At 46.8% G+C, this 23,887-nt stretch carries 22 protein-coding genes; 11 read left to right on the top strand and 11 right to left on the bottom strand.

Annotated elements, in window-relative coordinates:
- Positions 1-106: 106 nt before the first annotated feature.
- The 9 genes from putP to Q4Q49_RS15235 all read left to right on the top strand — a co-directional run bounded on the left by putP (position 107) and on the right by Q4Q49_RS15235 (position 13,020).
- The gene (gene putP, locus Q4Q49_RS15275) at positions 107-1,558 is read left to right on the top strand and encodes a sodium/proline symporter PutP (RefSeq protein ID WP_311999743.1); all 1,452 of its coding nucleotides are present in this window, start codon (positions 107-109) and stop codon (positions 1,556-1,558) included.
- A gap of 353 nt (positions 1,559-1,911) precedes the next feature.
- On the top strand, positions 1,912-3,222 hold the full coding sequence (locus tag Q4Q49_RS15270; RefSeq protein WP_311999742.1) for an outer membrane protein transport protein: 1,311 nt from the start codon (positions 1,912-1,914) through the stop codon (positions 3,220-3,222).
- A 103-nt stretch (positions 3,223-3,325) separates the two neighbouring features.
- Complete coding sequence (locus Q4Q49_RS15265) at positions 3,326-3,712, top strand: VOC family protein (RefSeq protein ID WP_006082260.1); 387 nt, start codon at positions 3,326-3,328, stop codon at positions 3,710-3,712.
- A gap of 146 nt (positions 3,713-3,858) precedes the next feature.
- The gene (locus Q4Q49_RS15260) at positions 3,859-4,575 is read left to right on the top strand and encodes an SIMPL domain-containing protein (protein WP_220590634.1); all 717 of its coding nucleotides are present in this window, start codon (positions 3,859-3,861) and stop codon (positions 4,573-4,575) included.
- 171 nt (positions 4,576-4,746) lie between these two features.
- Positions 4,747-5,760 carry an efflux RND transporter periplasmic adaptor subunit gene (locus Q4Q49_RS15255; protein WP_311999741.1) on the top strand — a complete coding sequence of 338 codons (1,014 nt, stop codon included), beginning with the start codon at positions 4,747-4,749 and terminating at the stop codon, positions 5,758-5,760.
- A gap of 36 nt (positions 5,761-5,796) precedes the next feature.
- Positions 5,797-9,051 (top strand): efflux RND transporter permease subunit, encoded by a 3,255-nt coding sequence (locus Q4Q49_RS15250; RefSeq protein ID WP_311999740.1) that lies wholly within the window; start codon positions 5,797-5,799, stop codon positions 9,049-9,051.
- 43 nt (positions 9,052-9,094) lie between these two features.
- Positions 9,095-9,307, top strand: coding sequence for a DUF2892 domain-containing protein (locus tag Q4Q49_RS15245; protein WP_311988923.1), 213 nt, complete (start codon positions 9,095-9,097; stop codon positions 9,305-9,307).
- A 115-nt stretch (positions 9,308-9,422) separates the two neighbouring features.
- Positions 9,423-9,839, top strand: a complete 417-nt coding sequence (locus Q4Q49_RS15240) for a rhodanese-like domain-containing protein (protein WP_311988924.1) — start codon at positions 9,423-9,425, stop codon at positions 9,837-9,839.
- A gap of 721 nt (positions 9,840-10,560) precedes the next feature.
- Complete coding sequence (locus tag Q4Q49_RS15235) at positions 10,561-13,020, top strand: S8 family serine peptidase (protein ID WP_311988925.1); 2,460 nt, start codon at positions 10,561-10,563, stop codon at positions 13,018-13,020.
- Positions 13,021-13,103: 83 nt separating this feature from the next.
- Here Q4Q49_RS15235 and Q4Q49_RS15230 read toward each other — a convergent pair whose 3' ends face one another.
- The 10 genes from Q4Q49_RS15230 to Q4Q49_RS15185 all read right to left on the bottom strand — a co-directional run bounded on the left by Q4Q49_RS15230 (position 13,104) and on the right by Q4Q49_RS15185 (position 21,564).
- A complete protein-coding gene (locus tag Q4Q49_RS15230) occupies positions 13,104-13,649 on the bottom strand; it encodes a YaeQ family protein (protein ID WP_311906908.1) in 546 nt (181 codons plus the stop codon).
- A gap of 159 nt (positions 13,650-13,808) precedes the next feature.
- Positions 13,809-14,720, bottom strand: a complete 912-nt coding sequence (locus Q4Q49_RS15225; protein ID WP_311999739.1) for a bifunctional precorrin-2 dehydrogenase/sirohydrochlorin ferrochelatase — start codon at positions 14,718-14,720, stop codon at positions 13,809-13,811.
- A 19-nt stretch (positions 14,721-14,739) separates the two neighbouring features.
- Positions 14,740-15,099, bottom strand: coding sequence for a rhodanese-like domain-containing protein (locus tag Q4Q49_RS15220; RefSeq protein WP_311999738.1), 360 nt, complete (start codon positions 15,097-15,099; stop codon positions 14,740-14,742).
- 128 nt (positions 15,100-15,227) lie between these two features.
- Positions 15,228-15,545 (bottom strand): putative signal transducing protein, encoded by a 318-nt coding sequence (locus Q4Q49_RS15215; RefSeq protein WP_006082273.1) that lies wholly within the window; start codon positions 15,543-15,545, stop codon positions 15,228-15,230.
- A 234-nt stretch (positions 15,546-15,779) separates the two neighbouring features.
- The gene (secF, locus tag Q4Q49_RS15210) at positions 15,780-16,727 is read right to left on the bottom strand and encodes a protein translocase subunit SecF (protein WP_259529411.1); all 948 of its coding nucleotides are present in this window, start codon (positions 16,725-16,727) and stop codon (positions 15,780-15,782) included.
- A 12-nt stretch (positions 16,728-16,739) separates the two neighbouring features.
- The gene (secD, locus tag Q4Q49_RS15205; protein ID WP_106650964.1) at positions 16,740-18,590 is read right to left on the bottom strand and encodes a protein translocase subunit SecD; all 1,851 of its coding nucleotides are present in this window, start codon (positions 18,588-18,590) and stop codon (positions 16,740-16,742) included.
- Positions 18,591-18,607: 17 nt separating this feature from the next.
- Complete coding sequence (gene yajC / locus Q4Q49_RS15200) at positions 18,608-18,940, bottom strand: preprotein translocase subunit YajC (protein WP_007649452.1); 333 nt, start codon at positions 18,938-18,940, stop codon at positions 18,608-18,610.
- A 26-nt stretch (positions 18,941-18,966) separates the two neighbouring features.
- Positions 18,967-20,091 carry a tRNA guanosine(34) transglycosylase Tgt gene (gene tgt / locus Q4Q49_RS15195; protein WP_106650965.1) on the bottom strand — a complete coding sequence of 375 codons (1,125 nt, stop codon included), beginning with the start codon at positions 20,089-20,091 and terminating at the stop codon, positions 18,967-18,969.
- Between the two features lie 162 nt (positions 20,092-20,253).
- Positions 20,254-21,291, bottom strand: a complete 1,038-nt coding sequence (queA, locus tag Q4Q49_RS15190) for a tRNA preQ1(34) S-adenosylmethionine ribosyltransferase-isomerase QueA (protein WP_311999737.1) — start codon at positions 21,289-21,291, stop codon at positions 20,254-20,256.
- Positions 21,292-21,354: 63 nt separating this feature from the next.
- A complete protein-coding gene (locus tag Q4Q49_RS15185; RefSeq protein ID WP_311999735.1) occupies positions 21,355-21,564 on the bottom strand; it encodes a hypothetical protein in 210 nt (69 codons plus the stop codon).
- Positions 21,565-21,670: 106 nt separating this feature from the next.
- On the opposite strand from Q4Q49_RS15185, the gene Q4Q49_RS15180 reads away from it, so the two are divergent.
- Both Q4Q49_RS15180 and Q4Q49_RS15175 read left to right on the top strand, forming a co-directional pair.
- Complete coding sequence (locus Q4Q49_RS15180) at positions 21,671-22,300, top strand: acyl carrier protein phosphodiesterase (protein ID WP_311999734.1); 630 nt, start codon at positions 21,671-21,673, stop codon at positions 22,298-22,300.
- 69 nt (positions 22,301-22,369) lie between these two features.
- Entirely contained in the window at positions 22,370-23,041 is a 672-nt protein-coding gene (locus tag Q4Q49_RS15175; RefSeq protein WP_311999733.1) for a pseudouridine synthase, read from the top strand.
- A 98-nt stretch (positions 23,042-23,139) separates the two neighbouring features.
- Here Q4Q49_RS15175 and Q4Q49_RS15170 read toward each other — a convergent pair whose 3' ends face one another.
- Complete coding sequence (locus Q4Q49_RS15170) at positions 23,140-23,580, bottom strand: hypothetical protein (RefSeq protein WP_107948240.1); 441 nt, start codon at positions 23,578-23,580, stop codon at positions 23,140-23,142.
- Positions 23,581-23,887: the final 307 nt, after the last annotated feature.

Below are 23,887 nucleotides of genomic sequence, written 5' to 3'. Positions count from 1 at the left end.
TCGGAGGTTAGATTTTAATCACACTTCTATCTGCTAATGGGCGATTGTTCAAACATCTGGTAGCATGCTTGCCACTTTTAATAATAACAAGATGGGAAGAGGCAAGATGACGATTGAAACCCCGATTTTAATCACATTTGTTGGTTACTTAGTATTGATGATGGGCATAGGTTTTTGGGCTTACCGTGCTACCGATACTGTTGATGATTATATTTTAGGTGGCCGCAAAATGGGCCCTGCGGTAACCGCACTCAGTGTGGGTGCATCCGATATGTCAGGTTGGCTGTTACTGGGTTTACCCGGCGCAGTTTACTTAGGCGGCTTAGGTGAAGCTTGGATTGGCATAGGATTAATTTTTGGCGCTTGGCTAAACTGGCTATTTGTTGCCAGACGACTGCGTATTTACACTCAACTCGCCGATAACGCCCTCACCTTACCGGATTTCTTCGAGAAACGTTTCCACGATACCCAGGGCTATCTCAAGCTCGTCTCCGCAATCACTATTTTAGTGTTTTTCACTTTCTATGCTTCCTCAGGCATGGTCGGTGGCGCGATTCTGTTTGAAAAAGTTTTTGGTCTCGATTACACAGTGGCGCTGGTGATTGGCTCAGCCATCATAGTCGGTTACACCTTTATTGGTGGCTTCTTTGCCGTGTGTTGGACAGACTTCTTTCAAGGCTGTTTGATGCTTGTCGCCCTCTTAATCGTCCCCTTTGCCGTTTTCTCTCACCCTGAAAGCCACGCCGGAATTGAAACTATCGATCCTGCGATGTTGGCCTTGGTCAGCGACAAAACCACAGTGATAGGCATGTTGTCTTTACTCGCATGGGGTCTTGGCTATTTTGGTCAGCCGCATATTTTGTCGCGCTTTATGGCGATAGGCAGTGCCGATGCCCTTCCCTTATCGCGCCGTATTGCCATGAGCTGGATGGTCTTATCTTTAATTGGCGCATTAGCCACAGGTATTGCTGGTTCTCTGTATTTCGCTAACGCCCCACTAGCGAATTCAGAAACGGTATTTATTCATTTAGCCCAAGCCGCGTTTAATCCTTGGATTGGTGGTCTACTCATCGCGGCCATTTTGTCGGCCATCATGAGCACTATAGATTCACAGTTACTGGTGTGCTCAAGTGTTATCACTGAAGATTTCTACCGTAAATGGTTACGCCCACAAGCGGATGACCGCGAGTTGATGATGGTCGGTCGCATGGGCGTGCTGGCGATTGCCGTGATCGCAGGCATCATTGCCCTTAATCCTGAAAGCAGTGTATTAAGCCTTGTGAGTTATGCATGGGCTGGCTTTGGTGCGGCCTTTGGTCCTGTAGTCTTGTTATCGCTATTTTGGAAGCAATACAGCCGTAATGGCGCCATCGCCACTATCATTGTCGGCGCATTAACAGTCGTGATTTGGAAGCAACTCACTGGTGGTATTTTCGAACTATACGAAATCCTCCCAGGGTTTGTATTCGCCACATTTGCCGGTATTTTGGTGAGTAAATTGTCTGCACCGAGTGAAAATGTAACCACAGAGTTCGAGCAATTTAAGTCTTCACTCTAGTTTCAACACGCTTGTATCACTTAAAAAGCGCACACTTGTGCGCTTTTTACATTTTGTATCCTTTTAAACACTCAACACAAAATTACAAACCGTTAACGTCAATTAAAACCTACCGCCAAACCCAAAGCCCTTCATATCAAGCATCTGGCCAGACCATTCAAGCGTACTAAAGTTCAACCTCTGTTTTAAAGGTTTTTAATTAACTGAAAATTAACAATTTTCACATCTGGTCGGACTTGTTGAGGTTAGGTTCAGTCCATAAGATGCCGAAGACTAATAAATGGATTTAAATACGTTCGGCTGACTAGGACCGAATAAAAATCCAATACTTATAAAAAATAGAGAGAATTATAATGAAAACATTCAACAAGACACTCATTGCCGTTTCTGTCGCATTAGCAAGTACTCAAACCTTAGCCGCGGGCTTCCAACTGAACAGCCAATCTGCAACAGGTATTGGCCGTGCATTCTCAGGTGATGCTGTTATCGCAGACAATGCCTCAGTTCTGTCTCGTAACCCAGCAGCTATGGCGTTATTTGATGAGAAAGCCCTTTCATTCGGCGTAACCTATGCCGATATCAGCGTTACTGTAAAAGACGTTGAAAAAGCGGGCACGCCAATTAGCTTTGGTAGCGAGCACGATGCTGCCGACAGTAAAGTGATCCCTAACTTTTACTACATTCAACCGCTGAACGATCAATGGGCTTTTGGTCTAGCCGCATTCAGTAACTTTGGTACAGGCACTGATACGAGCGCATTAGCAAATAATGCCGTTACAATACCAGGCATGGGTACAGTACCTGCGCCAGTGGATCTACTGGGTAACACAGAAGTCGTCACTATGGACTTCAACGCTAGCTTATCTTACCGTTTTAACGACCACTTCAGTGTCGGTGCGGGTCTAGATTTAATCTATGGCCAAGGCAAACTTAGCCGTGAAGGTAACTTACCTTTAGGTCCTGGCGGCGCTATGGTTAATGCTAACCTAGTCGATGTTGATGCCGATGGTTTTGCTATAGGTGGAATTATTGGTGCTGTATATGAGTTCAATAAAGATAACCGCATTGGTGCTAGCTACCGTCTGAGCCCAGATTTCAAAGCGACTGGCGATATCAACACTCTGAATACTCAATTAGGTAAAGTGGTTTCCTTTGATGAAATCAATATCCCATTACCGGATATTTTCCAAGTTGCTGGTTTCCATCAGTTAACAGAGAAATTTGCCATTCACTACACTGCACAGTTATCAACTTGGGGTGACTTTGATCAGATCACAGTGACTGATGGCACTGTAGGTGGCACTCCAGTCGTGAGCAGCGCGCCATTAAAACAATACGTATGGGATGACTCTTGGTTATTCAGCGTAGGTGGTACTTATACGATCAATGATAAGTGGACTGCCCGTGCTGGTTACATGCATGACCAAGGTGTTGTGAATGATATCAGCTCAATTTCAATCCCTGATTCGAACCGTAATTGGTTTACTGCAGGTTTGAGCTATAACCTGAGCACTCACTCAACTGTGGATATGGGTCTTGCCTTCGTTCGCGGTGAAGATACTGAAGTTCATGAAAACAGCTCTATCCCAAATATGGGTGAAATCATTGCCCATACTCGCTCTGATGCTGTGTACTACTCAGTTCAATACAGCTACCAGTTCTAAGCTAAACGCTTAATCCTAAAAGCCGCATTTTTTGCGGCTTTTTTGTATCTTAAGCATTTATTGCCTAAAGTTAATTCATACTCCTATACACGCAGCTACGGCTATGGCTAAAGTCATTGGACTCGGTGGAATTTTCTTTAAAAGTGCAGATCCCGTTACCTTGGCAACTTGGTATAAAACCCATCTTCAGGTCCCCATTGAAAACTGGGGCGGCGCCGCGTTTTATCACACAGATAAAGCGACACTCGGCTACCATGTTTGGACGCCCTTCGCCCATAGCACTGACTATTTTGAGCCTTCAGATAAGAGCTTTATGTTCAATTTTATCGTTGATGATCTGGCGCAGGCGCTCATGCAGGTCGAACAAGGTGGCGGTCAGCTCGTGGGTGGCATTGAAGATTCAGAGTTTGGCCGCTTTGGTTGGTTTATCGATCCCGACGGCAATAAAGTCGAATTATGGCAGCCAAGTGTTATTCCTCCGGAAAAATAGCGCGTCTCAATAAAGCGACATCAAGCTGATATCGCCAACTTGTCTCCCTCAAATATTAAGCGGCATCTATCCCGAATAAACCCAGTGCATGACTTAGGTTTATTGGGTATCTTAGGCTGAGTTTATCTAATCAAGAGATTCTTTTTATGGAAAAAAATAACATCCTTCCTGCCCTGCTGCTGGGCGGTTTCCTTTGTGCTGGGCTTGTGTATGTCGGCCAGACAGCGAGCACGGCCTTATTGCAGATGAAAGCCATGGAACGCACAGTGACAGTCAAGGGCTTAGCGGAAAAAGAAGTCAAAGCCAATGTGGCGATTTGGCCAATCAATTTCACTGAGGTTGATAATAATCTGCCTAAACTCTACGAGACGGTTCAGCAAAAAACCGACCGCGTCGTGGCGTTTTTAAAGGAGCAAGGCTTTAGCGATAGCGAAATTACGATTTCATTACCTTCAATTGAAGATCGCCAAGCACAAGGTTACGTCGACCCCAACGTCAGATACCGTTACTCGGCAAAGGTGAACCTGTCGGTTTATACCCCGCAAATTGATTTAATGCTCAATACTCGTAAGCAGATGATTAGCTTAGTGAAGGAAGGCATAGCGATCGCCAACCAAGAGTATGACAATCGCACCGAATTCCTGTTTACCGATCTCAATTCAGTCAAACCTGTGATGGTGCAAGAAGCGACTCAAAATGCCCGTGAAGTGGCTGAAAAATTTGCTAAGGATTCAGATTCCCGCCTCGGAAAAATTAAAACCGCCAGTCAAGGCCAGTTTACTATTTCGGATCGTGATAACAGCACACCTTACATTAAACAAATTCGTATTGTGTCCACACTCACCTACTATTTAAATGACTAAATCTTAAGCTTAGTCGGAACTCACTGAAACGATGGGAATAAGGCACTTATGGGCCTTATTCCTAAATTAGGGAAATACACTATATTAAATTTTTCTAATAAATATTGATTGCCTATTGAAAATAACTCCATTAGAATTTACTCATGAATTACATCTGGGATGATATAAATTATGACGTCAATTTCTCGCGCATTTTTCTTACTCTTGGCACTTGCCAGTACTCAAGTCCAGGCTGCCTCAGTCGAAACCATCGAAGTCTTAACTAAACCCTACGCCAACTGGGTCACCTTAGATGCCACCATAGAAGCAGTAAAAGCGGCGACGGTGTCAGCGCAAACCTCTGGTCGTATCGTCAAACTCAACTACGATGTTAACGATGTTGTCCCCGAGGGAGCCGCCCTACTAGAGATCACCAGTAAAGAACAAGGCGCTGAGCTCGCAAGCTTTGAGGCCGATTTAGCCAAAGCCAAAGCCTTGAATGTTGAAGCACAGGCGCAATACAAACGTTATAAAGAGTTATTTCCCCAAGGCGCGATTTCTAAGGGCGCGATGGATGAAGCCACCGCCAATGCTAAGGCCACAGAGCAAGCCGTAACCGCCGCGCAAGCCCGCGTCATCAAAGCCAGCGAATCCTTAAAATACACTGTGGTATCAGCGCCTTTTAGTGGTGTAGTCACAGAGCGTTTTGTCGAACTGGGCGAAACCGTGAGCCCAGGACAAGCACTACTTTCAGGGTTTTCCGCGAGTCAAATGCGCGCCATTACCCAAGTGCCGCAGCGTTATATCAATCAGTTGAAAAACGCCCCCGAATTCCTCGTCCGTTTAAGTGATGGCCGCGAGTTAATCTCAAAGGATCTCACTATTTTTAGTTTTGCCGATCCCGTCAGCCACAGCTATCAAGTACGCATTAATCTGCCTGAAAATGAAGCTAATCTTCAACCCGGCACGTGGGCAAAGGCTTCCTTTAAAAATGGCGAACGAGAAAAAATCCAACTGCCCACCTCAGTGCTACTGACAATGAACGAACTGAGCAGCGTTTACCTTAAAAAGGGCGAAGAATTTGTACTCACCCAAGTCCGTGTCGCCAATCCCTTAGATGGCGAGGTCGAAGTTCTGGCGGGTCTTAAGTCGGGTGATAAGGTTGCCGTTGATGCCTACCAAGTGTTGCTCAACAAAAAGCAATAAATTCCCTAGCGACTTAAGCTTTGTCGAGGTTGTTTTATGAAACATGCTCCAGTACCACAGACCACACTTGGGATTTCCGGTCGAATTGCCGCCGCCTTCCAAAATAGCGCCATCACGCCACTATTAGCGCTTCTCGGACTCTTGCTTGGCTTATTCGCTATTTTGGTGACGCCAAAGGAAGAAGAGCCACAAATTGATGTCACCTTTGCCGACGTGTTTATTCCTTTTCCCGGCGCGACACCTACCGAAGTTGAAAACTTAGTCACTCTGCCTGCGGAACAAGTGATCTCCGAAATCAAAGGCATAGATACCCTATATTCGTTCTCCCAACCCGATGGCGCACTGATTATCGTCATCTTTAAGGTCGGCGTCGCGCGCAATGATGCCATCGTCAGCCTGTACAACCAGATTTATTCCAACATGGATAAATTGCCAAGGGGCGCAGGGGTGGGTGATCCGCTGATCAAACCCCGCGGCATCGATGATGTGCCCATTGTCAGTTTGACCTTGTGGTCAAAGGACAGACAAGTCTCTGCCGAGCAACTGACCCATGTCGCCCTTGGGTTAGAAACCGAAATTAAGCGCATTCCCGGTACCCGCGAAATCGATACCGTTGGCCAGCACGATATGGTGGCCAACATACGTATCGATCCCGCAAAGATTAACAGCTTTAATCTGACCTACGACAAGTTAAGACAGAGTCTAAATGACAATAATATGGTCTCTATGCCTGCATCCTTAGTGCAAGGTAATCAAGAGATTAAAGTTCAGGCTGGGCAATTTTTACAATCCATAGACGATCTCAAACAATTAGTTGTCAGTGTCTATCAGGATAAACAAGGCAAGAACATTCCGATTTATTTGGCGGATATTGCCGAAATCAGCTTGAAGAGTGATATTCCTAAACAGAGTGTTTGGCACGCAGATAAAACCGATATTTATCCCGCCGTCACTATCGCGATTGGTAAACAAGCGGGACAAAATGCCGTCGATATCGCCGACAGTGTGATTGAGCGGATTGCTAAGGTCGACAATGTGTTGATCCCCGCGAATGTCGAAGTCACAGTGTCACGTAACTATGGCGAAACCGCGGCAGATAAATCTAACACCCTTATTTTAAAACTGATTTTTGCCACCAGCGCAGTAGTCGTGCTGGTCTTTTTAACCATGGGGGCCCGCGAATCCTTAGTCGTAGGTGTGGCCATTATTGTCACGCTGGCGATCACCCTTTTCGCCTCTTGGGCGTGGGGATTTACCTTAAACCGCGTGTCCTTGTTCGCCTTGATTTTCTCCATCGGCATCTTGGTCGACGATGCCATAGTCGTGGTCGAAAACATCCACCGGCATATGGCGCTCGGCAAAAAGTCCTTTAGTGAGCTTATCCCTGTGGCGGTCGATGAAGTCGGTGGTCCGACGATTCTGGCGACATTTACTGTTATCGCAGCCTTGCTGCCGATGGCTTTTGTATCGGGCTTAATGGGGCCTTACATGAGCCCAATCCCCATCAACGCCAGTATGGGCATGTTAATTTCCCTCGTAGTGGCATTTGTGGTCACTCCTTGGCTCAGTCGTAAACTGCTGAAACACAATGACCAACACGATACTGCCCAAGCGTCGCACGAGGATGAAGCCGAAACTAAGATGGTGCGCCTCTTCACCCACTTAATTGGCCCTTTCCTGCTGGGTAAAAATGCCCGTAAGGCAAGAGTGGGACTGGCTGCCGGCGTATTTGTGTTAATTGGTATCGCCGTCGCGCTCCCCCTGGGTCAGCTCGTGGTGCTAAAAATGCTGCCCTTCGATAACAAGTCCGAGTTTCAAGTGATGGTAGACATGCCCGAAGGCACTCCCGTTGAGCAAACCCAGAGAGTGCTGCAGGATTTGAGTCGCTATCTGACGACTGTCCCCGAAGTCGAGCATCTGCAGTTGTATGCGGGCACTAACGCGCCAATGAACTTTAACGGCTTAGTCCGCCACTACTTCCTACGTCACAGCCAAGAGCTTGGTGACATTCAAGTAAACCTAGTCGATAAAAAACACCGCAAGCGTGACAGCCACAGCATCGCGGTATCGGTGCGAGACGAACTGCAACAAATTGGCGAGCAATATCATGCCAATATCAAAGTCGTTGAAGTGCCACCTGGACCGCCAGTGTGGTCGCCGCTGGTTGCCGAAGTGTATGGCCCGAGCCCCGCAATCCGCGAGCAAGCCGCTTACGAGATGCAGGCGCTGTTCCATGAAACCAAAGACGTGGTCGATATCGATATTTTCTTGCCCGCCGCCCAGCAAAAATGGCAAGTCATTATCGACCGCAGTAAAGCCAGCTTGATGGCCGTGCCCTACAGCAATATTGTCGACTTGATTGCCACCTCCGTTGGCGGCAAAGATGTGAGTTATTTACATCAAGCCCAGCAAAAACAACCGATACCGATCCGCCTGCAATTAAACGAAGGCGCGAAAGTCGATTTAGAGCAAGTGCTGAATATGAAGTTACTGAGCCAAACGGGGCAATCTGTGCCTGTGTCTGAGCTGGTGACCATCAAACGCGGCAAAATCGATGCACCAATTATCCATAAGAATATGATCCCTATGATCATGGTCGTCGCCGATATGTCGGGGCCACTGGACAGCCCGCTCTACGGCATGTTCGACATGGCGGGCAAAATTGATGGCGCCGATGGCTTAGGGTTTGATCAGCATTATATTCACCAACCCACAGGGCTAGACTCGGTCGCCGTGCTCTGGGATGGCGAGTGGAAAATCACCTACGAAACCTTTAGAGACATGGGCATCGCCTATGCGGTCGGCATGATCGCCATTTATCTCTTGGTAGTGGCGCAGTTTAGATCGTATCTCGTGCCGCTCATCATCATGGCGCCAATCCCATTAACGGTGATTGGTGTAATGCCAGGCCATGCCCTGCTCGGAGCACAATTCACCGCAACGTCCATGATAGGCATGATAGCGCTGGCGGGGATTATTGTGCGTAACTCGATATTATTGGTCGATTTTATCAATCAAGAAACCGCATCCGGCGTGCCCTTTGAGCGGGCAGTGATCCACTCGGGTGCAGTGCGAGCTAAACCCATTATGCTCACCGCACTAGCGGCCATGATAGGGGCGCTGTTTATCCTTGATGATCCAATTTTCAATGGCTTAGCGATCAGTCTGATCTTTGGTATTTTTATCTCGACCATACTGACCTTAGTTGTCATCCCTGTGCTGTACTACACAGCAATGAAAAACCGCATGAATACTGTTCAGATACAGACACAGACACAAACACAAAACTAACCACAACAAAGGCCATCACCAAAATGGCCTCAAGGAGTAAGGTATGTCATTAGAACGCAGCATTATGGCTTTTGCCGGATTTATGGTGTTACTGTCACTGGTGTTAACAGCCTATGTGCACCACAACTTTTTGTGGTTAACCGCATTTGTTGGCGCTAACCTGTTTCAAAGTGCTTTTACCGGTTTTTGCCCTGCCGCCATGATTTTACGCAAATTGGGTGTAAAATCCGAGGCTGAGATTGCTAAGCAAAGTTAAGCCACACAAAGTCACTACTTAATAGTTAAGACTTAAGAGTTAAGATTTAAGATTTAGCTGAGCGAGTACTCGTTTAGCTTAAACAAGCCTGCCCAAAAGGCGTCAAGGAGATAAAGTGACCCACAACCTCGTAACCCGTGGCCAAAGCCTAATGCGCTTAGCCCTATTAAGCCTGCAATCACTGGTTCTCGTGCCACTGCTACTAATGCCAATGATGGCCAGCGCCGCCGACCAAGATCCTGCAATCGCATGGGATAAAATTGCCGCAGGCGCTATGGTGCTCGATGTCAGAACGCCTGAGGAGTTTGCCGAAGGTCATCTAGCCAATGCGGTCAATATTCCCTTTGAGCAAGTGGCAGAGGAGTTTGCTAAGCGCGGCATCGCCAAAGATGCCCCTGTTGTCTTGTATTGCCGCAGTGGTCGCCGTAGCAGCATCGCAACCGAAGCCTTAGTCGCTGCAGGATATACTCAAACCTATAATGGTGGCGGTTATTCCACCTTAGTTGAGGCACAAAAAACGCCCGCTAAGTAATTCACCGCCATCGACTAGGCTCTAGTGCTTTAGTGCGGGAAAGCAAGTGTAAATCACTTAAGCACTGTCACTGCACTCTAGTCATTCAAGGTTTCTCCCTAAAAGCGCCCTTTGGCGCTTTTTTATTGTCTAAGCGAAATATCGAAATTAGGCAGAAGATTCTAACCACATACATTGCGTATGCTTTCACCTCCCGTTTTGCCGCTTACGCCCCCTCCAAAAAACACATCAACAAATTTGCGTGAATGGCTTAGCCATCGTCAATGAATTGGCAACTGCCACTCCCTTGACAGAAATTTGCAACAATTTCGCATAATCAATCACTTGAAAAAACTCATTATAATGACCAAACTTTACATGGCTATTTAGTTATTTATAATCACTAAAAAATATATATAAAAATTTCAATCACATAGAAACAGGAAAATCAGTATAAAGTACTCATATTGACCGTAGATTCGTATTCACTTATTCATTTTTACCACATAAAAAAACAAGAAATTGAATAAAACTTAGTTACAACTCGTTACATATTGAATTTATATTCAAATTAACTGCTTATAAAATATGAGGCTTTATAAGCAACCATACCGTTAACAATTGATTTACAAATACTTTGGCCGCAGATAAATTCACTAACCGAGTAGCATCTGAGTCGTAGTTATTCTTATGAAACATAAAATAATAATGATTAACACTAAATTGACCATGGAAGAAGAACATGACAATCAACAGAACCACTAAAATAGCGTTAAGCCTTTCAAGCTTAGCTATTGCGATCTCAGCCGGTGTACAAGCAGCACCACAAGCCCCAGGTTTTGCCGCAGCATTACAAGCACAAACCTCTCCACTGCCAAAGCGTTACATAGTGAAATTTAAAAACGCCGATGCTGCTACCATAATGTCGGCCAGTAATGTGCAATCAATGAGTGATCAGCAATCGAGTGACGCGGCAACTGATACGCTGCCAACCACAATGAATTATCAGCCCCAAATGGCGGAAATCAGTGCTCAACACACTGCATTGAACAAAGTACAAGCGAAGGAAATGAAACGTATCGGCCGCAGTAACAGTTACTCGGTCAAACTCGATGCAAACGGCATCAATGCGTTAAAAAAACGCGCCGATGTGGAATATGTTGAAGAGGATATGCCGCGTCACTTACTGAGTGAAAGCACGCCTTGGGGTCAAACCTTTGTGGGGGCGACTCAGTTAAGCGATAGCCAAGCAGGCAATCGTACTATTTGTATTATCGATTCTGGCTACGATCGTAGTCACAGCGATTTAAGTGGCAATAATGTCACGGGCACCAATAACTCAGGCACAGGCAACTGGTTCGAGCCAGGTAACCACAACGCCCACGGTACTCACGTTGCGGGCACGATTGCGGCAATTGCCAACAACGACGGCGTGATCGGCGTAATGCCAAATCAAAATGCCAATATTCATGTCGTAAAAGTGTTTAACGAATCTGGCTGGGGTTACTCTTCATCCTTAGTCGCCGCGGTAGATACTTGTGTTGCCAACGGCGCTAACGTTGTCACTATGAGTTTAGGTGGTGCGGGTTCGAGCACCACTGAGCGTAATGCTCTGGCTGCCCATTATAATAATGGTGTTCTCTTGATTGCCGCTGCAGGTAACGATGGCAATAGTGCTCACAGCTATCCAGCATCCTACGATGGCGTGATGTCAGTCGCCTCAGTGGATAATCATAAAGACCATTCTGCATTTTCCCAATACACCAACCAAGTTGAAATATCTGGCCCAGGTGAAGCGATTCTGTCGACGGTTACCCGTGGCGAAGGCCGTTTAGCCGATATTACTATCGGTGGTCAGTCTTACTTTGATTCAGGTGTAGTGCCTCATAATCGCCTCATTTCATCGGGCGGCAACTATGTGCCAGCACCATACAATGGTACAGCGACAGCTACGCTTGCCGAATGTAGCGTCAGCGGAACTAGCTTCAACTGCGGCAACATGAGCAATAAGATTTGTTTAGTGGAACGTGTTGGCAATCAAGGCACAAGTTACCCTGAAATCAATGCGGCTAAAGCCTGTAAAAATGCCGGTGCCAGTGCGGCGATTGTTTACAGTAACGCGGCATTACCTGGCTTACAAAACCCCTTCCTTGTCGATGCAAACAGTGAAATCAATATGGTTTCCGTATCAGTGGATCGCGCAACAGGTTTAGCACTACGTAATCAACTGGGTGCGACAGCAACAGTCAGCAACCAAGGTAATAAAGATTACGAGTACTACAACGGTACTTCGATGGCAACGCCACATGTGTCAGGTGTTGCAACCTTAGTCTGGAGCTATCACCCTGAGTGTAGTGCGGCGCAGGTTCGTAACGCATTGAAAATGACCGCTGAAGATCTTGGTACTGCGGGCCGTGACAACTACTATGGCTATGGTTTAGTCAACGCTGTTGCCGCGAAAACCTTCTTAGATGCCTCTTGTACTGGCCCAACGGGTCCTGTTGATCCAACTCCAACCGATGGCGTGTTAGTTAACGGTGTGGCTAAGACGGGCTTAGGCGGCGCAGCGAGTGAAGAACTGCACTTCTCCTTTGACGTACCACAAGGCGCAACTAACTTAGGCTTTGTGATGAACGGTGGTACAGGTGATGCGGACTTGTATGTGCAATATGGTGCAGCGCCGACTACAGCTAACTATGATTGCCGTCCATATAAAAGTGGCAATAGCGAGTCTTGCCCAATCACCAATGTCCAATCAGGCACTTACTACGCCATGCTGAAAGGCTACTCGGCCTTCACTGGTGTGTCATTAACAGCAAGCTACACAGCATCTAGCGGCGGTACTCCACCGACTACGCCTGCAAGCTATAGCAACACTGATAACTACAACATCCCTGATAACAAAGCAGCTGGGATCACTAGCCCAATCACAGTCACTCGCACAGGTGATTCAGGCACTGTGACTGCGGTAGTGAACATAGTCCACCCTTATATTGGTGACTTGAAAGTGCAGCTGATCAGCCCTTCTGGTAAAACAGTTACATTGCATAGCAACACAGGTTCAGGTGCTGCCAATATCAACAAGAGCTATACCGCTGATATGACGGGTGCTAATTCGAACGGCGTATGGAAGTTAAAAGCCGTAGACAGTGGCCGTGGTGATGTGGGTTATATCGATAGCTGGGAGCTGAGCTTCCAATAAATCCCAATCAATACTCATTACTGAAAAATGAAAGTAATAAATGAAAAGAGCCTGCAATCGCAGGCTCTTTTTTACAAGACATGTTATGCAATATCTTTGAGGATTTCAGGTTCGATCAACACGCTGGTATCATTATCCGATAGCCAAATTTGGCCTTCGCTGATAGAAACCTGCAATGCCATATTGCGCCCAACAAAGGCTTCCATCGCCGTGACCGACTCTTCGGCAATATTCCACACGGTTAAATTCTGGTAACGCTCTAACGCCTGCTGATTCTGTTTCCACCAAATGGGTACACTACGGCCACCATAGGTAAATAACTGCACAACTTTGGCACGACCACTGGCCTTTCGCAGCCATTTCTCATCGGCCTGACCAAACTCAACCCACAGATCAATTTCGCCTGATAAGGTTTTGTCCCACAACTCGGGCTCATCATCGACGCACAAACCTTTACTGAAACTTAAGGTTTCGCTGGCATTCACAATAAACGCCAGTAAACGCACCATCATGCGGCCGTCGGTTTCGGAAGGATGCTGGGCAAGCGTCAATTGATGGTCTTGGTAATAATTCCGATCCATATCGGCTATCTGTAAATTGACCTTAAACACAGTCGCTTTGAGGGCCATAGTCATCCTAAATGCAGAGTGAAATCCTGAAACAGCGAAATCCTAAAATAAGGCTGCCGAGTCTACCTGAGACTCGGCATTAGCTCAAACGAACAATAGGATACGTCCATCAAATCGAACAGAAAGTGCAATCGGACAGAAGGCTGAATCGATAAGAGGTTAAATCGCGCCGGGTCGTAAATGCTTAGCCATCGGGAAATGCGCTTTCAACTGACTGATTTTTTGTGTATCGGCCACCAGCAACATGCGTGTGCCCTGTTCGTATTGCAGGCTCAATTCACTGAGTGCGGGTAACTCGCCCCGATTGGCGTCTCGACGGACTAATTCTGCCAATTCATCACTCAAATCGCCTTGGCTATAGATCCAATCGAGGCGCTGCAACAACGGCATCGCGGCGAGTGGCAGTAAGTCCACAGAGGTTGCATCATCCAGCAAAAGGATTTCGCCGCGGCTGACTAAGTTATTAAACGCATTATGGTAATGCTCGGTGGTACGACTATCGAAACGGTCGCCATTGGTATCGAAAAAACGCTCCCAAAATAAGCGGCGTTTCGAGGTTGAATCGAGCTTGTCTTGCACTTCGGCGCGTCTATCGGCGACAAAGTCGAACAAAGGCTTGAGTGATTGCGGTAGGCTGGATTCTAAGCGCGAGCGAATCGTGCGTGCAAATACTGGTGCTGCGCCCGCCGTGCTGATCGCGACCACTAAACGGCCCCTATCGACAATCGAAGGGGTGATAAAACGGCAAAATGCCGGATTATCAACGGCATTAACCCAAATACCGCGCGCGGTGGCTAGAGTCGCCAATTCGGCATTAAGGCTGTCGTTTGCCGTGGCGAGATACACGAGATCGTAATTTTGAATATCGGCGTGAACCACTTCGCGCTGGGATAACAGAATACGGCCCGTATCAGCATAACGCTGCACTTCAGGATTGACCTCTGGGGCAACCACATGGATATTAGCTTCGGTACGTGTTAGTAACGCCAACTTACGGCTCGCCACATCACCCGCCCCCACCAGCAAGACATTCAAATTAACCGTATCGACAAACAAGGGAAAATATTGCATCAAATGAGATCCTGAACGCTTAATCCTGCACCACTGGCAGTTGACGATGTACCCAGCCCTTATAACCACCAATCAAAGAAGCAACTTGAGTGTACCCCATGAGTTGTAGATTATGGGCAGCCAAGGCAGAGCGCGCACCACCTGCGCAGTAAAGTAATATAGGGGTATGTTTATCGGGGAAACGCGCTTCAATATCGCGCTCTAAAATACCCCGACTTAAGTGTTTCGCTTGGGGTAAATGATCCTGTAGCCACTCGCGATCCTCACGCACATCCACAAGGTGCCAGCTATCGTCTGCCTGATAAGCTTCAATGGTCACTTCGGTGATATTAGGCAGTATTGCGTCAACAAGGGCGGAAAAAGCATTGGGGTGCAGCATCACAAACTCCTAGATAAGATATTGAATGACATGATGAATGTCAGCTTATCAGCAAAGTGTAATCTTCTCATCCAGTAGACGCAATCTTTCAGCCACAGCACAAAGCAAAGGTGTTTGCATATCCAAGGCTAATTGTGACTTTCACTGCGCTCAGAGCTGCATTGCCAGCACAACTCAAAACTGCCTTCATTGGTTTCATGGCACTGCACACATTGCCATTGTGGGCTTTCGACATCCAGCGCATTCAGCTGCACTTGCGCCGACGCATGTTGGGACTCGCCCACCCACAACTCGACGTTTTGCATCCCTGTCGGAAGCTCACCAATCCCGCCCAATAGCGCTTCACCTCTGAGCTCAACATGAATACCACAGGCCTCTAATAAACCTTTCCATGTGTGGGCTTGCAATAAATTACCACCAGCAACTAACACTTTACGTTCTTCCATGCGACATCCTACGGCTACAACTCTCTGGAATATGGGTTGCCGACATCCTACTGCTAAATAGCCGAGCCTGTCGAGCGCTGATTTTTACACCAGTTGTTAATTTAATTAACATTCCATTTTTACAGCATAACTGACTATAACTTTGTGAGTTTGCTAGCAGAATGTCAGATCTATCTCAAAACTGAGGTAAAAAAAAGCCACCTCGTCGGTGGCTTTTTAACTCGAATGTAACCTTTAAGGCATCATGGGAGGTTGGTCTGCGCCTTCTTTCTCAATCTCAACTGGCATCATGTGTTCACGATTGATACCCAGTTTAATGGCCAAGAAACTCGCCACATAGATAGAAGAATACGTACCCACAAAAATACCCATCAGCAATGCAGTCGCAAAGCCATGGATCATAGTGCCGCCCTTAAGGAACAAGGCTACGACCACCACTAAGGTTGTACCTGTGGTGATGATTGTACGGCTCATGGTTTGAGTAATGGAAACGTTAACCACTTCTTCAGGGTCGCTTTTACGCATCTTAAGGAAGTTTTCACGGATACGGTCAAATACCACGATAGTATCGTTGAGTGAGTAACCCACAACCGTCAATAGACCCGCCAGAACGGTCAAGTCGAATTCCAATTGGAATACCGAAAACACGCCTAAAGTCACGATCACGTCGTGCGCCAGTGCCGCCACTGAACCAAATGCTAGGCGCCATTCGAAACGGAATGACACATAAATCATGATACAGATAAGCGCAACTAATACCGCTAAACCGCCTTGCTCAGCCAGTTCTTTACCCACTTGTGGGCCAACGAACTCAACACGCTTCTGCTGAACTTGTGGATCAACTTTCTGCGCAGCTTCCATGACAGACTTAACTTGCACGTCACTCTTTACGCCTTCTTTCACCTGTAAACGTACTAATACGTCACGGCTAGAACCGAAGTTTTGCACAATGGCGCCTTCAGAATCAGGCGTCGTCAGTTGCACCCGCAGGGCGTTTAAATCGACCGGATTAGTGAACTCCATTTCAACGACGGTACCGCCAGTGAAATCAAGCCCCCAGTTAATGCCATTGGTCACAAGAGAAACCAATGAAGCCAGTACCAATACAGCCGACATAATACTGATTGGCAGTGCATGACGGAGGAAGTTTACCGTATGTTTTAAAGATAAAATTTCTAACATTGTCACTTCCCCTTAGATAGACAGAGTCTTCACGCGCTTACCGCCCCAAATCGCGTTAACGATTGAGCGAGTACCCACGATTGCAGTAAACATGGAAGTCGCAATACCTATCATCAAGGTCACCGCGAAGCCTTTAACAGCGCCTGTACCTACGGCAAACAGGATCAGCGCCGTTAGGAAAGTGGTGATGTTCGCATCGGCGATGGTGGAGAATGCGTTGCCATAACCTTCGTGGATGGCCTGCTGGACGCTACGGCCCGCACGTAATTCTTCACGGATACGCTCATAAATCAGCACGTTACCGTCAACAGCCATACCCACAGTCAACACCATACCGGCAATACCCGGTAGGGTTAACACTGCGCCAGGGATCATCGACATTACGCCCACGACCATGACTAAGTTCATGGTTAAGGCGATGTTGGCGATAAGACCAAAGCCACGGTAGTAAACCAGCATAAAGAGTAAGACAACCGCCATACCCCAAACCATAGCTTGAACACCGTTTTCAATGTTTTCAGCACCTAAGCTTGGACCTATGGTACGTTCTTCAACAATCGATACTGGCGCAATCAAGGCACCAGCACGCAGTAATAGCGCAAGATTTTGTGCTTCACCATGGCTTAAACCAGTGATCACAAAGTTGCGGCCTAAACGCGCTTGAATGGTCGCTACAGAAATCACTTCTTGGATTTTCTGCATCTTAACGCTGCCGTCGGCATTGCGCTCACCACTGTCTTTGTATTCGATGAACAAGGTCGCCATAGGTTTACCTATGTTATCTTTGGTCACGTCGGAGAAAATGGTGCCGCCTTTCGCATCAAGGTTGATGCTAACTTGTGGACGACTGTACTGGTCAAAGCTAGGTTGTGCGCCAGTGATATGATCACCGGTCAGCATAACTTCTTTCTTCAATATTACAGTGCCGCCTTCACGGCGCTGGTAGACTTCAGAACCAGCAGACACACGGCCTGATTGCGCTGCATTAGGGTCGGCTTTGTCATCGACCATGTGGAATTCAATCGATGCGGTAGCACCTAAGATTTCCTTGGCGCGAGCGGTATCTTGCACACCTGGCAATTCAACGATAATGCGCTCGGCACCTTGACGTTGTACTACAGGCTCAGCCACACCTAACTCGTTTACACGGTTACGAATGGTCGTAATGTTTTGTTGCAGTGCTTCTTCTTTAATCTGCTTAAGATACACGTCACTCATCACAGCTTGCAGGGCAAAGTCTTCACCCTTGCTCACATCGGTGAACACCATATCGTTGCTGCGAGATTTTAGGAAACGTTCGGCACTGGCTAAACTTTCGCCATCACGGAATTTAATCTCGATTCCTTGAGCATTATTGCGAATGCCCGCGTAACGGATTTTTTCTTCACGTAATTGCGAACGGAAATCGGCAATTTTAGCCTCTTCCATTTTGCGAATCGCTTCGCCCATGTCCACTTCCATCAAGAAATGCACACCGCCGCGAAGGTCGAGACCGAGTTTCATTGGGCTACCGCCCATTGACTCAAGCCACTTAGGTGTCGCTGGGGCTAAGTTGAGCGCCACAGTAAACTTGTCGCCTAAGCTGTCAGCAATCACTTCTTTCGCCAGTAGCTGTTGATCCGCATTTTGCACACGGACCAACAACTGACCTTTTTCAAGCTCAGAGCGCTTTACCGCAATGCCCTTACTGGCTAACAGCTCGTTCACACTGGCTTGGGTTGATGCCGTGACTTCAGCACCTCGAGTCGCCACCACTTGCACCGCATGATCTTCACCAAATAGGTTCGGTACGGCATAGAAACAACCTATGGCAATGACGAGCATCACCATAATGTTTTTCCACATTGGGTATTTATTTAACACGCCTGAGCCCTCTTGGCTTACAACGACTGGATAGAGCCCTTAGGCAATACAGCTGCAATATAGTCTTTTTTGATCGTGATTTGTGTTGTGTCGTTTAAGCTCAGTAACACGTAATCGCTTTCGTCGCTGATTTTTGCAATCTTGCCTAAAATCCCACCACTGGTCAGCACTTCATCACCTTTGCCAAGTGAAGACATCAGATTTTTGTGCTCTTTAACGCGTTTTGATTGCGGACGGAAAATCATGAAATAGAAAATCAGGCCGAAAATCGCCAGCATGAAAATCAGTTCCATCGTGCCGCCACCTTGTGGTGCGCCGGCAGCGCTTGCATATGCATTTGAAATAAACATAGTTTTCTCTTCTTATTAGCAAAAAATCAATCGACTAACTCTGGTACTTCGCGACCTTGACTGGTATAGAAGTCCGCCACAAAGGCGTCTAATGTACCCGTCTCAATCGCACCGCGCAAACCTTCCATTAACATTTGATAGTATCTCAAGTTGTGAATGGTGTTTAAACGCGCACCCAGAATCTCATTACAACGATCTAAGTGGTAAAGGTACGCCCGTGAATAATTTTTACAGGTATAACAATCACACTTAGTATCGAGTGGTGACGTGTCATCTCTATGACGCGCATTGCGTATTTTGATCACACCTTCACTCGTAAACAGATGACCGTTGCGGGCATTACGGGTTGGCATTACACAGTCAAACATGTCAACACCACGACGTACCCCTTCAACTAAATCTTCTGGTTTACCGACCCCCATCAGATAGCGAGGTTTGTCAGCAGGAATTTGCGGGCAAATATGCTCAAGAATACGATGCATATCTGCTTTAGGCTCTCCTACGGCCAAACCACCGACGGCATAACCGTCGAAACCGATATCGACTAAGCCTTTTAAGCTTTCGTCGCGTAAATCTTCATACACACCGCCCTGAATAATGCCGAATAGAGAGTTAGGGTTCTCTAAACGGTCAAATTCATCACGCGAACGTTTGGCCCAACGCAGCGACATCTGCATTGACTTACGCGCTTCATCTTCAGTCGCGGGATACGGCGTACATTCGTCAAAAATCATCACCACATCGCTGCCCAATGCATCTTGGATTTGCATTGATTTTTCAGGATCTAAGAAGATTTTCTCGCCATTGATTGGCGAACGGAAATGCACACCTTCTTCGGTGATCTTACGGATATCGCCAAGACTGAATACTTGGAAACCACCCGAGTCAGTTAAAATCGGACGCTGCCAGTTCATAAAATCATGCAAGTCACCGTGCTTACGCATGATTTCTTCGCCTGGGCGCAACCATAAATGGAAAGTGTTACCGAGCAAAATGTCCGCGCCTGTAGCACGTACTTCTTCTGGCGTCATACCTTTAACTGTGCCGTAGGTTCCAACAGGCATAAATGCGGGGGTTTCTACTGTGCCACGGTCAAAAATCAACCGACCACGGCGCGCACGGCCGTCGGTAGTGTCTAATTCAAATTTCATAATTCACCTCGCCAGATAAACAGTCTGACTACATTTTTAATGGCTAATGCCATTTTGATTAACAATAGAGATGGGGACAGCGTTAAAAGGTTCAACCTTTTAACGAAAAAAAGTTGCCGCCCATACTCACTTTGGGTGGCTATTTTAAAACAAAATCTTGGTCTAGTGGGCTTTTTTCGTCACAAACATGGCATCACCATAGCTAAAAAAGCGATATTTTTGCGCGATAGCATGTTGATACGCCGCCATAACATGATCAAAACCCGCAATTGCACTGACTAACATGATGAGGGTCGATTCAGGGAGGTGGAAGTTCGTCACCATGGCATCGACCACTTGGAATTGATAGCCGGGATAAATAAAGATATCGGTATCGCCGCTAAAGGCTTTGAGTTCACCTTGACTAGCGCGCGCCGCACTTTCTAAGGAACGTACAGATGTTGTACCAACAGCCACGACGCGTTTACCCGCCGCTTTGGTTTGCGCGATTAAATCGACCACATTCTGCGGCACATTGGCCCACTCAGAATGCATCTTGTGCTCAAGAATGGTATCAACACGCACCGGTTGAAACGTTCCAGCGCCCACATGCAAAGTCACAAAGGCGATATTCACACCCTTGGCTTTTAATGCATCGAGCATGGCATCGTCAAAATGTAACCCCGCCGTTGGCGCGGCAACGGCGCCTGGGTTTTGGTTATACACAGTTTGATAGCGCTCTTTGTCAGCATCTTCATCGGGTCTGTCGATATAAGGCGGTAGCGGCATGTGCCCTACGGCTTCGAGCACCTCTAGAATGGTCAACTCGGATAACAGCTCAAGTTCAAACAAAGTATCGTGACGGGCGACCATCTTCATTTGATAGCCACCGTCGAGCAGAATGAACGAATCGACTTTCGGGGATTTAGAGCTGCGAACATGGGCGAGGATGCGCTTATCATCGAGCATACGCTCAACTAAAATCTCTAACTTGCCGCCGCTGGCCTTTTGGCCAAACATACGCGCGGGGATCACTCGGGTATTGTTGAACACCATTAAATCGCCGGGATTAATCATCCCCAGCAGATCGGTAAACTGTTTGTCGCCTAACGCGCCAGAATTGCCGTCTAAGGTTAACAGACGTGATGCATTACGCTGCGCCATAGGATAACGAGCGATCAGCTCATCGGGGAGATCGAAAGAAAAGTCTGCAACGCGCATGATAGGCCTCTAGATAGCTTAGAACGGCGGCTAGTCTATGGTTAGAGGCCAAGAATATCAAGATTACTTATTGCCAGCGTCCACTTCTTGCTCAGGAACTATAGGTTTGACGCCATCTTGGGGCAAATTGTCATCGGCATCGAATTTAAGCCGTGAACGGCTGAAATCATCCATGCTAAAACGGTGTTGTTCAAAGGGGATTTCTACCAGCACTTTTTTGCGCTTTGGCTGCTCGTCTCGACCAAGCATCTTTATAAACCAGTTCCACATCATCCATGATCCTAAAAAGTGAAAAAATACTGCATTTTTAGCTTCCGTGCTTTCCTAAGCGCGCTTGCGCATGATACCGTGAACCGACGTGGTTAACCAAGTACAAAATATGAACTTTCTTACACACTTACATCTCGCCGACATCAGTAAAACGCATCTTGCCGCCAATGTGGCGGGTAATTATATTCAAGCGCCAATTGCACAAGCTCCAATTGAGTTACGCCAAGCGCTATGGTTAAACCAAGAGATTAATAATCTCTGCAGCAGCCACGAACTCACAATTGAATTAATGGAAGCTTTCCCTGCGCCCTTAAGAAGCATAGCAGCAGAACTCATGGCCGTGAGTTTCGATCACTATTTAGCTTATTATTGGGAAGAATATCATCACCAACCTTTAGATGAATTCAGCCGCAAGGCCTATAATGCGTTAGATACTTTCGCCGTCCAAGGTGTAGACCCGTACCATCCAGAAGCACTTGCTAAGCTCTTGCCCGCCATGCGCAGCGCCGATTGGCTCGGCAGCTACACCACAGAAAAAGGCTTACAACACGCTTTAGCACAAGTGGCAAAACAGCATCCGCAAGCCGCACTGTTTAAAGATGCCCACAAAGTCGTCAATAAAATGCAGATAGAAATCGAAACCGCGTTCCGCACTTTTTATCCGCAGCTGATGGCTTATACCCGCATTTGGAGCCGTAAGACGCCTGCTGAATATTTGCCCTCCCCAATCTCGCAATAAGCAAGCATGAGATTATGCTGTGTGCCTGCGTAAATTTTGCTAGTATGGCCGCGCAAAAATGAGGACAAGATGCAAATATTTGATTACCAGCCCCCAGCAGTGCCTTGGCTAGACATCCGCTATAACGATAGAGATCTGATTATCATCAATAAACCTTCGGGATTATTGTCTAATCCGGGTCGAGCGGCTCACACCTTCGATTGCGCGTTAACCCGCTTACAAACCCTTTATCCAGAAACGATTTTAGTGCATCGGCTCGACTGCGCGACCTCGGGCATCATGGTGTTCGCCCGTAATAAAAAAGCCGAGTCGCATTTAAAAACGCAGTTTCAAGATAGACAGAGTAAGAAAGTCTATATTGCCGAAGTGATGGGACATGTGCCGCAGGAACAGGGCATGATTAACCTCGCGATTGCGCCAGACACTGAGCATCCGCCCTATCAAAAGACGCTACAGACAGGAGAGACTGGCGGTAAAAGCGCCCTCACCTACTACCGTGTACTAGAACGCCGAGAAAACAGCACCTTAGTCGAGCTTTCGCCAGAAACAGGCCGCACTCATCAATTACGTGTGCATATGCTTGCCCTAGGCCATGCGATTTTAGGCGATGAGTTTTACGGTGATGCCGAGGTTATCAAAGCAAAACCGCGTTTATGCTTACATGCACAAAGCTTAAGTTTGACCCATCCCTATTCGGGTAAATCGCTGTTTTTTAGCAGTAAACATCCATTTACTGAATAACTCAATCCAATAGCTGCAATCCCATAAAAGCAAAAGGTCGCAACTTAGCACTGAGCTAAAATGCGACCTTAGTTATTTACGGATTCGATTGTTGCCTTTTAAGCGACGCGTATACCTTGACCAAAATCGACATCAGCCGCTAATTCTTCTGCTTGGAAATAACAGCCCTGCTCATTACAAAATTGTAATTGCTGTGACTGTGTCACGATAAAGAATTCACCAAAGAAATTACCGCCCACATCTTCCAGCTTATGGCCTTCAGCGGTTTGCGACATATAGACTTCATCTAAACTATGGCAGCCATCGCTAAACCAAGTTTCTAAAAAATATTTTTCGTCTTCTTTATAGAGGGTAATTTTATCACCCAATAAAGGACGCCCATCTAACCAACGACCTATAATTTCACGATTTTGCATATCTGTCTCCCGCCAATGAAGGCGACGGCGTTTTTCAATCCCAGACATCCTGATATCCTTATGCAATACCCAATCACCTAAAGTGAATGTCAGTTGTGGTAGTACATTAAGCATAGAACCCATTTAACGCTTTACTCCCCACTACAGCAAATTACTTCAAACCGCCCGTCAAATGTAACTTTATGGTTAATTTAAATTTGCTAAATGTTTAAAATATAAAAGATAAATACCTTTGACTAATTAATCGGCAGTGTAGCTCAATCTACAAATAAAAACGCGATCTTTATCACTATTTACTTATCGCTAAAGTAAAGACAGCTAAAAGACTTATCTAGCGAGCTGAATGAGAGCGCCACGCTGTTTAAACGTCGATACAATGGAACGGCAGCCATACACAATACAGACCAACTGGCAATGCCAGCGAAAGTTC

This window comes from Shewanella sp. SP1S1-7 (assembly GCF_031932105.1).
In the GTDB taxonomy this organism is placed as follows: domain Bacteria; phylum Pseudomonadota; class Gammaproteobacteria; order Enterobacterales; family Shewanellaceae; genus Shewanella; species Shewanella baltica.
This window is presented reverse-complemented; position numbering and strand designations above follow the sequence as displayed.

Bases quoted from the DNA above. Each gene is read 5' to 3' on its own strand.
- putP (WP_311999743.1), top strand. From the start codon at position 107: ATGACGATTGAAACCCCGATTTTAATCACATTTGTTGGTTACTTAGTA.
- Q4Q49_RS15270 (WP_311999742.1), top strand. From the start codon at position 1,912: ATGAAAACATTCAACAAGACACTCATTGCCGTTTCTGTCGCATTAGCA.
- Q4Q49_RS15265 (WP_006082260.1), top strand. From the start codon at position 3,326: ATGGCTAAAGTCATTGGACTCGGTGGAATTTTCTTTAAAAGTGCAGAT.
- Q4Q49_RS15260 (WP_220590634.1), top strand. From the start codon at position 3,859: ATGGAAAAAAATAACATCCTTCCTGCCCTGCTGCTGGGCGGTTTCCTT.
- Q4Q49_RS15255 (WP_311999741.1), top strand. From the start codon at position 4,747: ATGACGTCAATTTCTCGCGCATTTTTCTTACTCTTGGCACTTGCCAGT.
- Q4Q49_RS15250 (WP_311999740.1), top strand. From the start codon at position 5,797: ATGAAACATGCTCCAGTACCACAGACCACACTTGGGATTTCCGGTCGA.
- Q4Q49_RS15245 (WP_311988923.1), top strand. From the start codon at position 9,095: ATGTCATTAGAACGCAGCATTATGGCTTTTGCCGGATTTATGGTGTTA.
- Q4Q49_RS15235 (WP_311988925.1), top strand. From the start codon at position 10,561: ATGACAATCAACAGAACCACTAAAATAGCGTTAAGCCTTTCAAGCTTA.
- Q4Q49_RS15230 (WP_311906908.1), bottom strand. From the start codon at position 13,649: ATGGCCCTCAAAGCGACTGTGTTTAAGGTCAATTTACAGATAGCCGAT.
- Q4Q49_RS15225 (WP_311999739.1), bottom strand. From the start codon at position 14,720: ATGCAATATTTTCCCTTGTTTGTCGATACGGTTAATTTGAATGTCTTG.
- Q4Q49_RS15220 (WP_311999738.1), bottom strand. From the start codon at position 15,099: ATGCTGCACCCCAATGCTTTTTCCGCCCTTGTTGACGCAATACTGCCT.
- Q4Q49_RS15215 (WP_006082273.1), bottom strand. From the start codon at position 15,545: ATGGAAGAACGTAAAGTGTTAGTTGCTGGTGGTAATTTATTGCAAGCC.
- secF (WP_259529411.1), bottom strand. From the start codon at position 16,727: ATGTTAGAAATTTTATCTTTAAAACATACGGTAAACTTCCTCCGTCAT.
- yajC (WP_007649452.1), bottom strand. From the start codon at position 18,940: ATGTTTATTTCAAATGCATATGCAAGCGCTGCCGGCGCACCACAAGGT.
- tgt (WP_106650965.1), bottom strand. From the start codon at position 20,091: ATGAAATTTGAATTAGACACTACCGACGGCCGTGCGCGCCGTGGTCGG.
- queA (WP_311999737.1), bottom strand. From the start codon at position 21,291: ATGCGCGTTGCAGACTTTTCTTTCGATCTCCCCGATGAGCTGATCGCT.
- Q4Q49_RS15185 (WP_311999735.1), bottom strand. From the start codon at position 21,564: ATGATGTGGAACTGGTTTATAAAGATGCTTGGTCGAGACGAGCAGCCA.
- Q4Q49_RS15180 (WP_311999734.1), top strand. From the start codon at position 21,671: ATGAACTTTCTTACACACTTACATCTCGCCGACATCAGTAAAACGCAT.
- Q4Q49_RS15175 (WP_311999733.1), top strand. From the start codon at position 22,370: ATGCAAATATTTGATTACCAGCCCCCAGCAGTGCCTTGGCTAGACATC.
- Q4Q49_RS15170 (WP_107948240.1), bottom strand. From the start codon at position 23,580: ATGGGTTCTATGCTTAATGTACTACCACAACTGACATTCACTTTAGGT.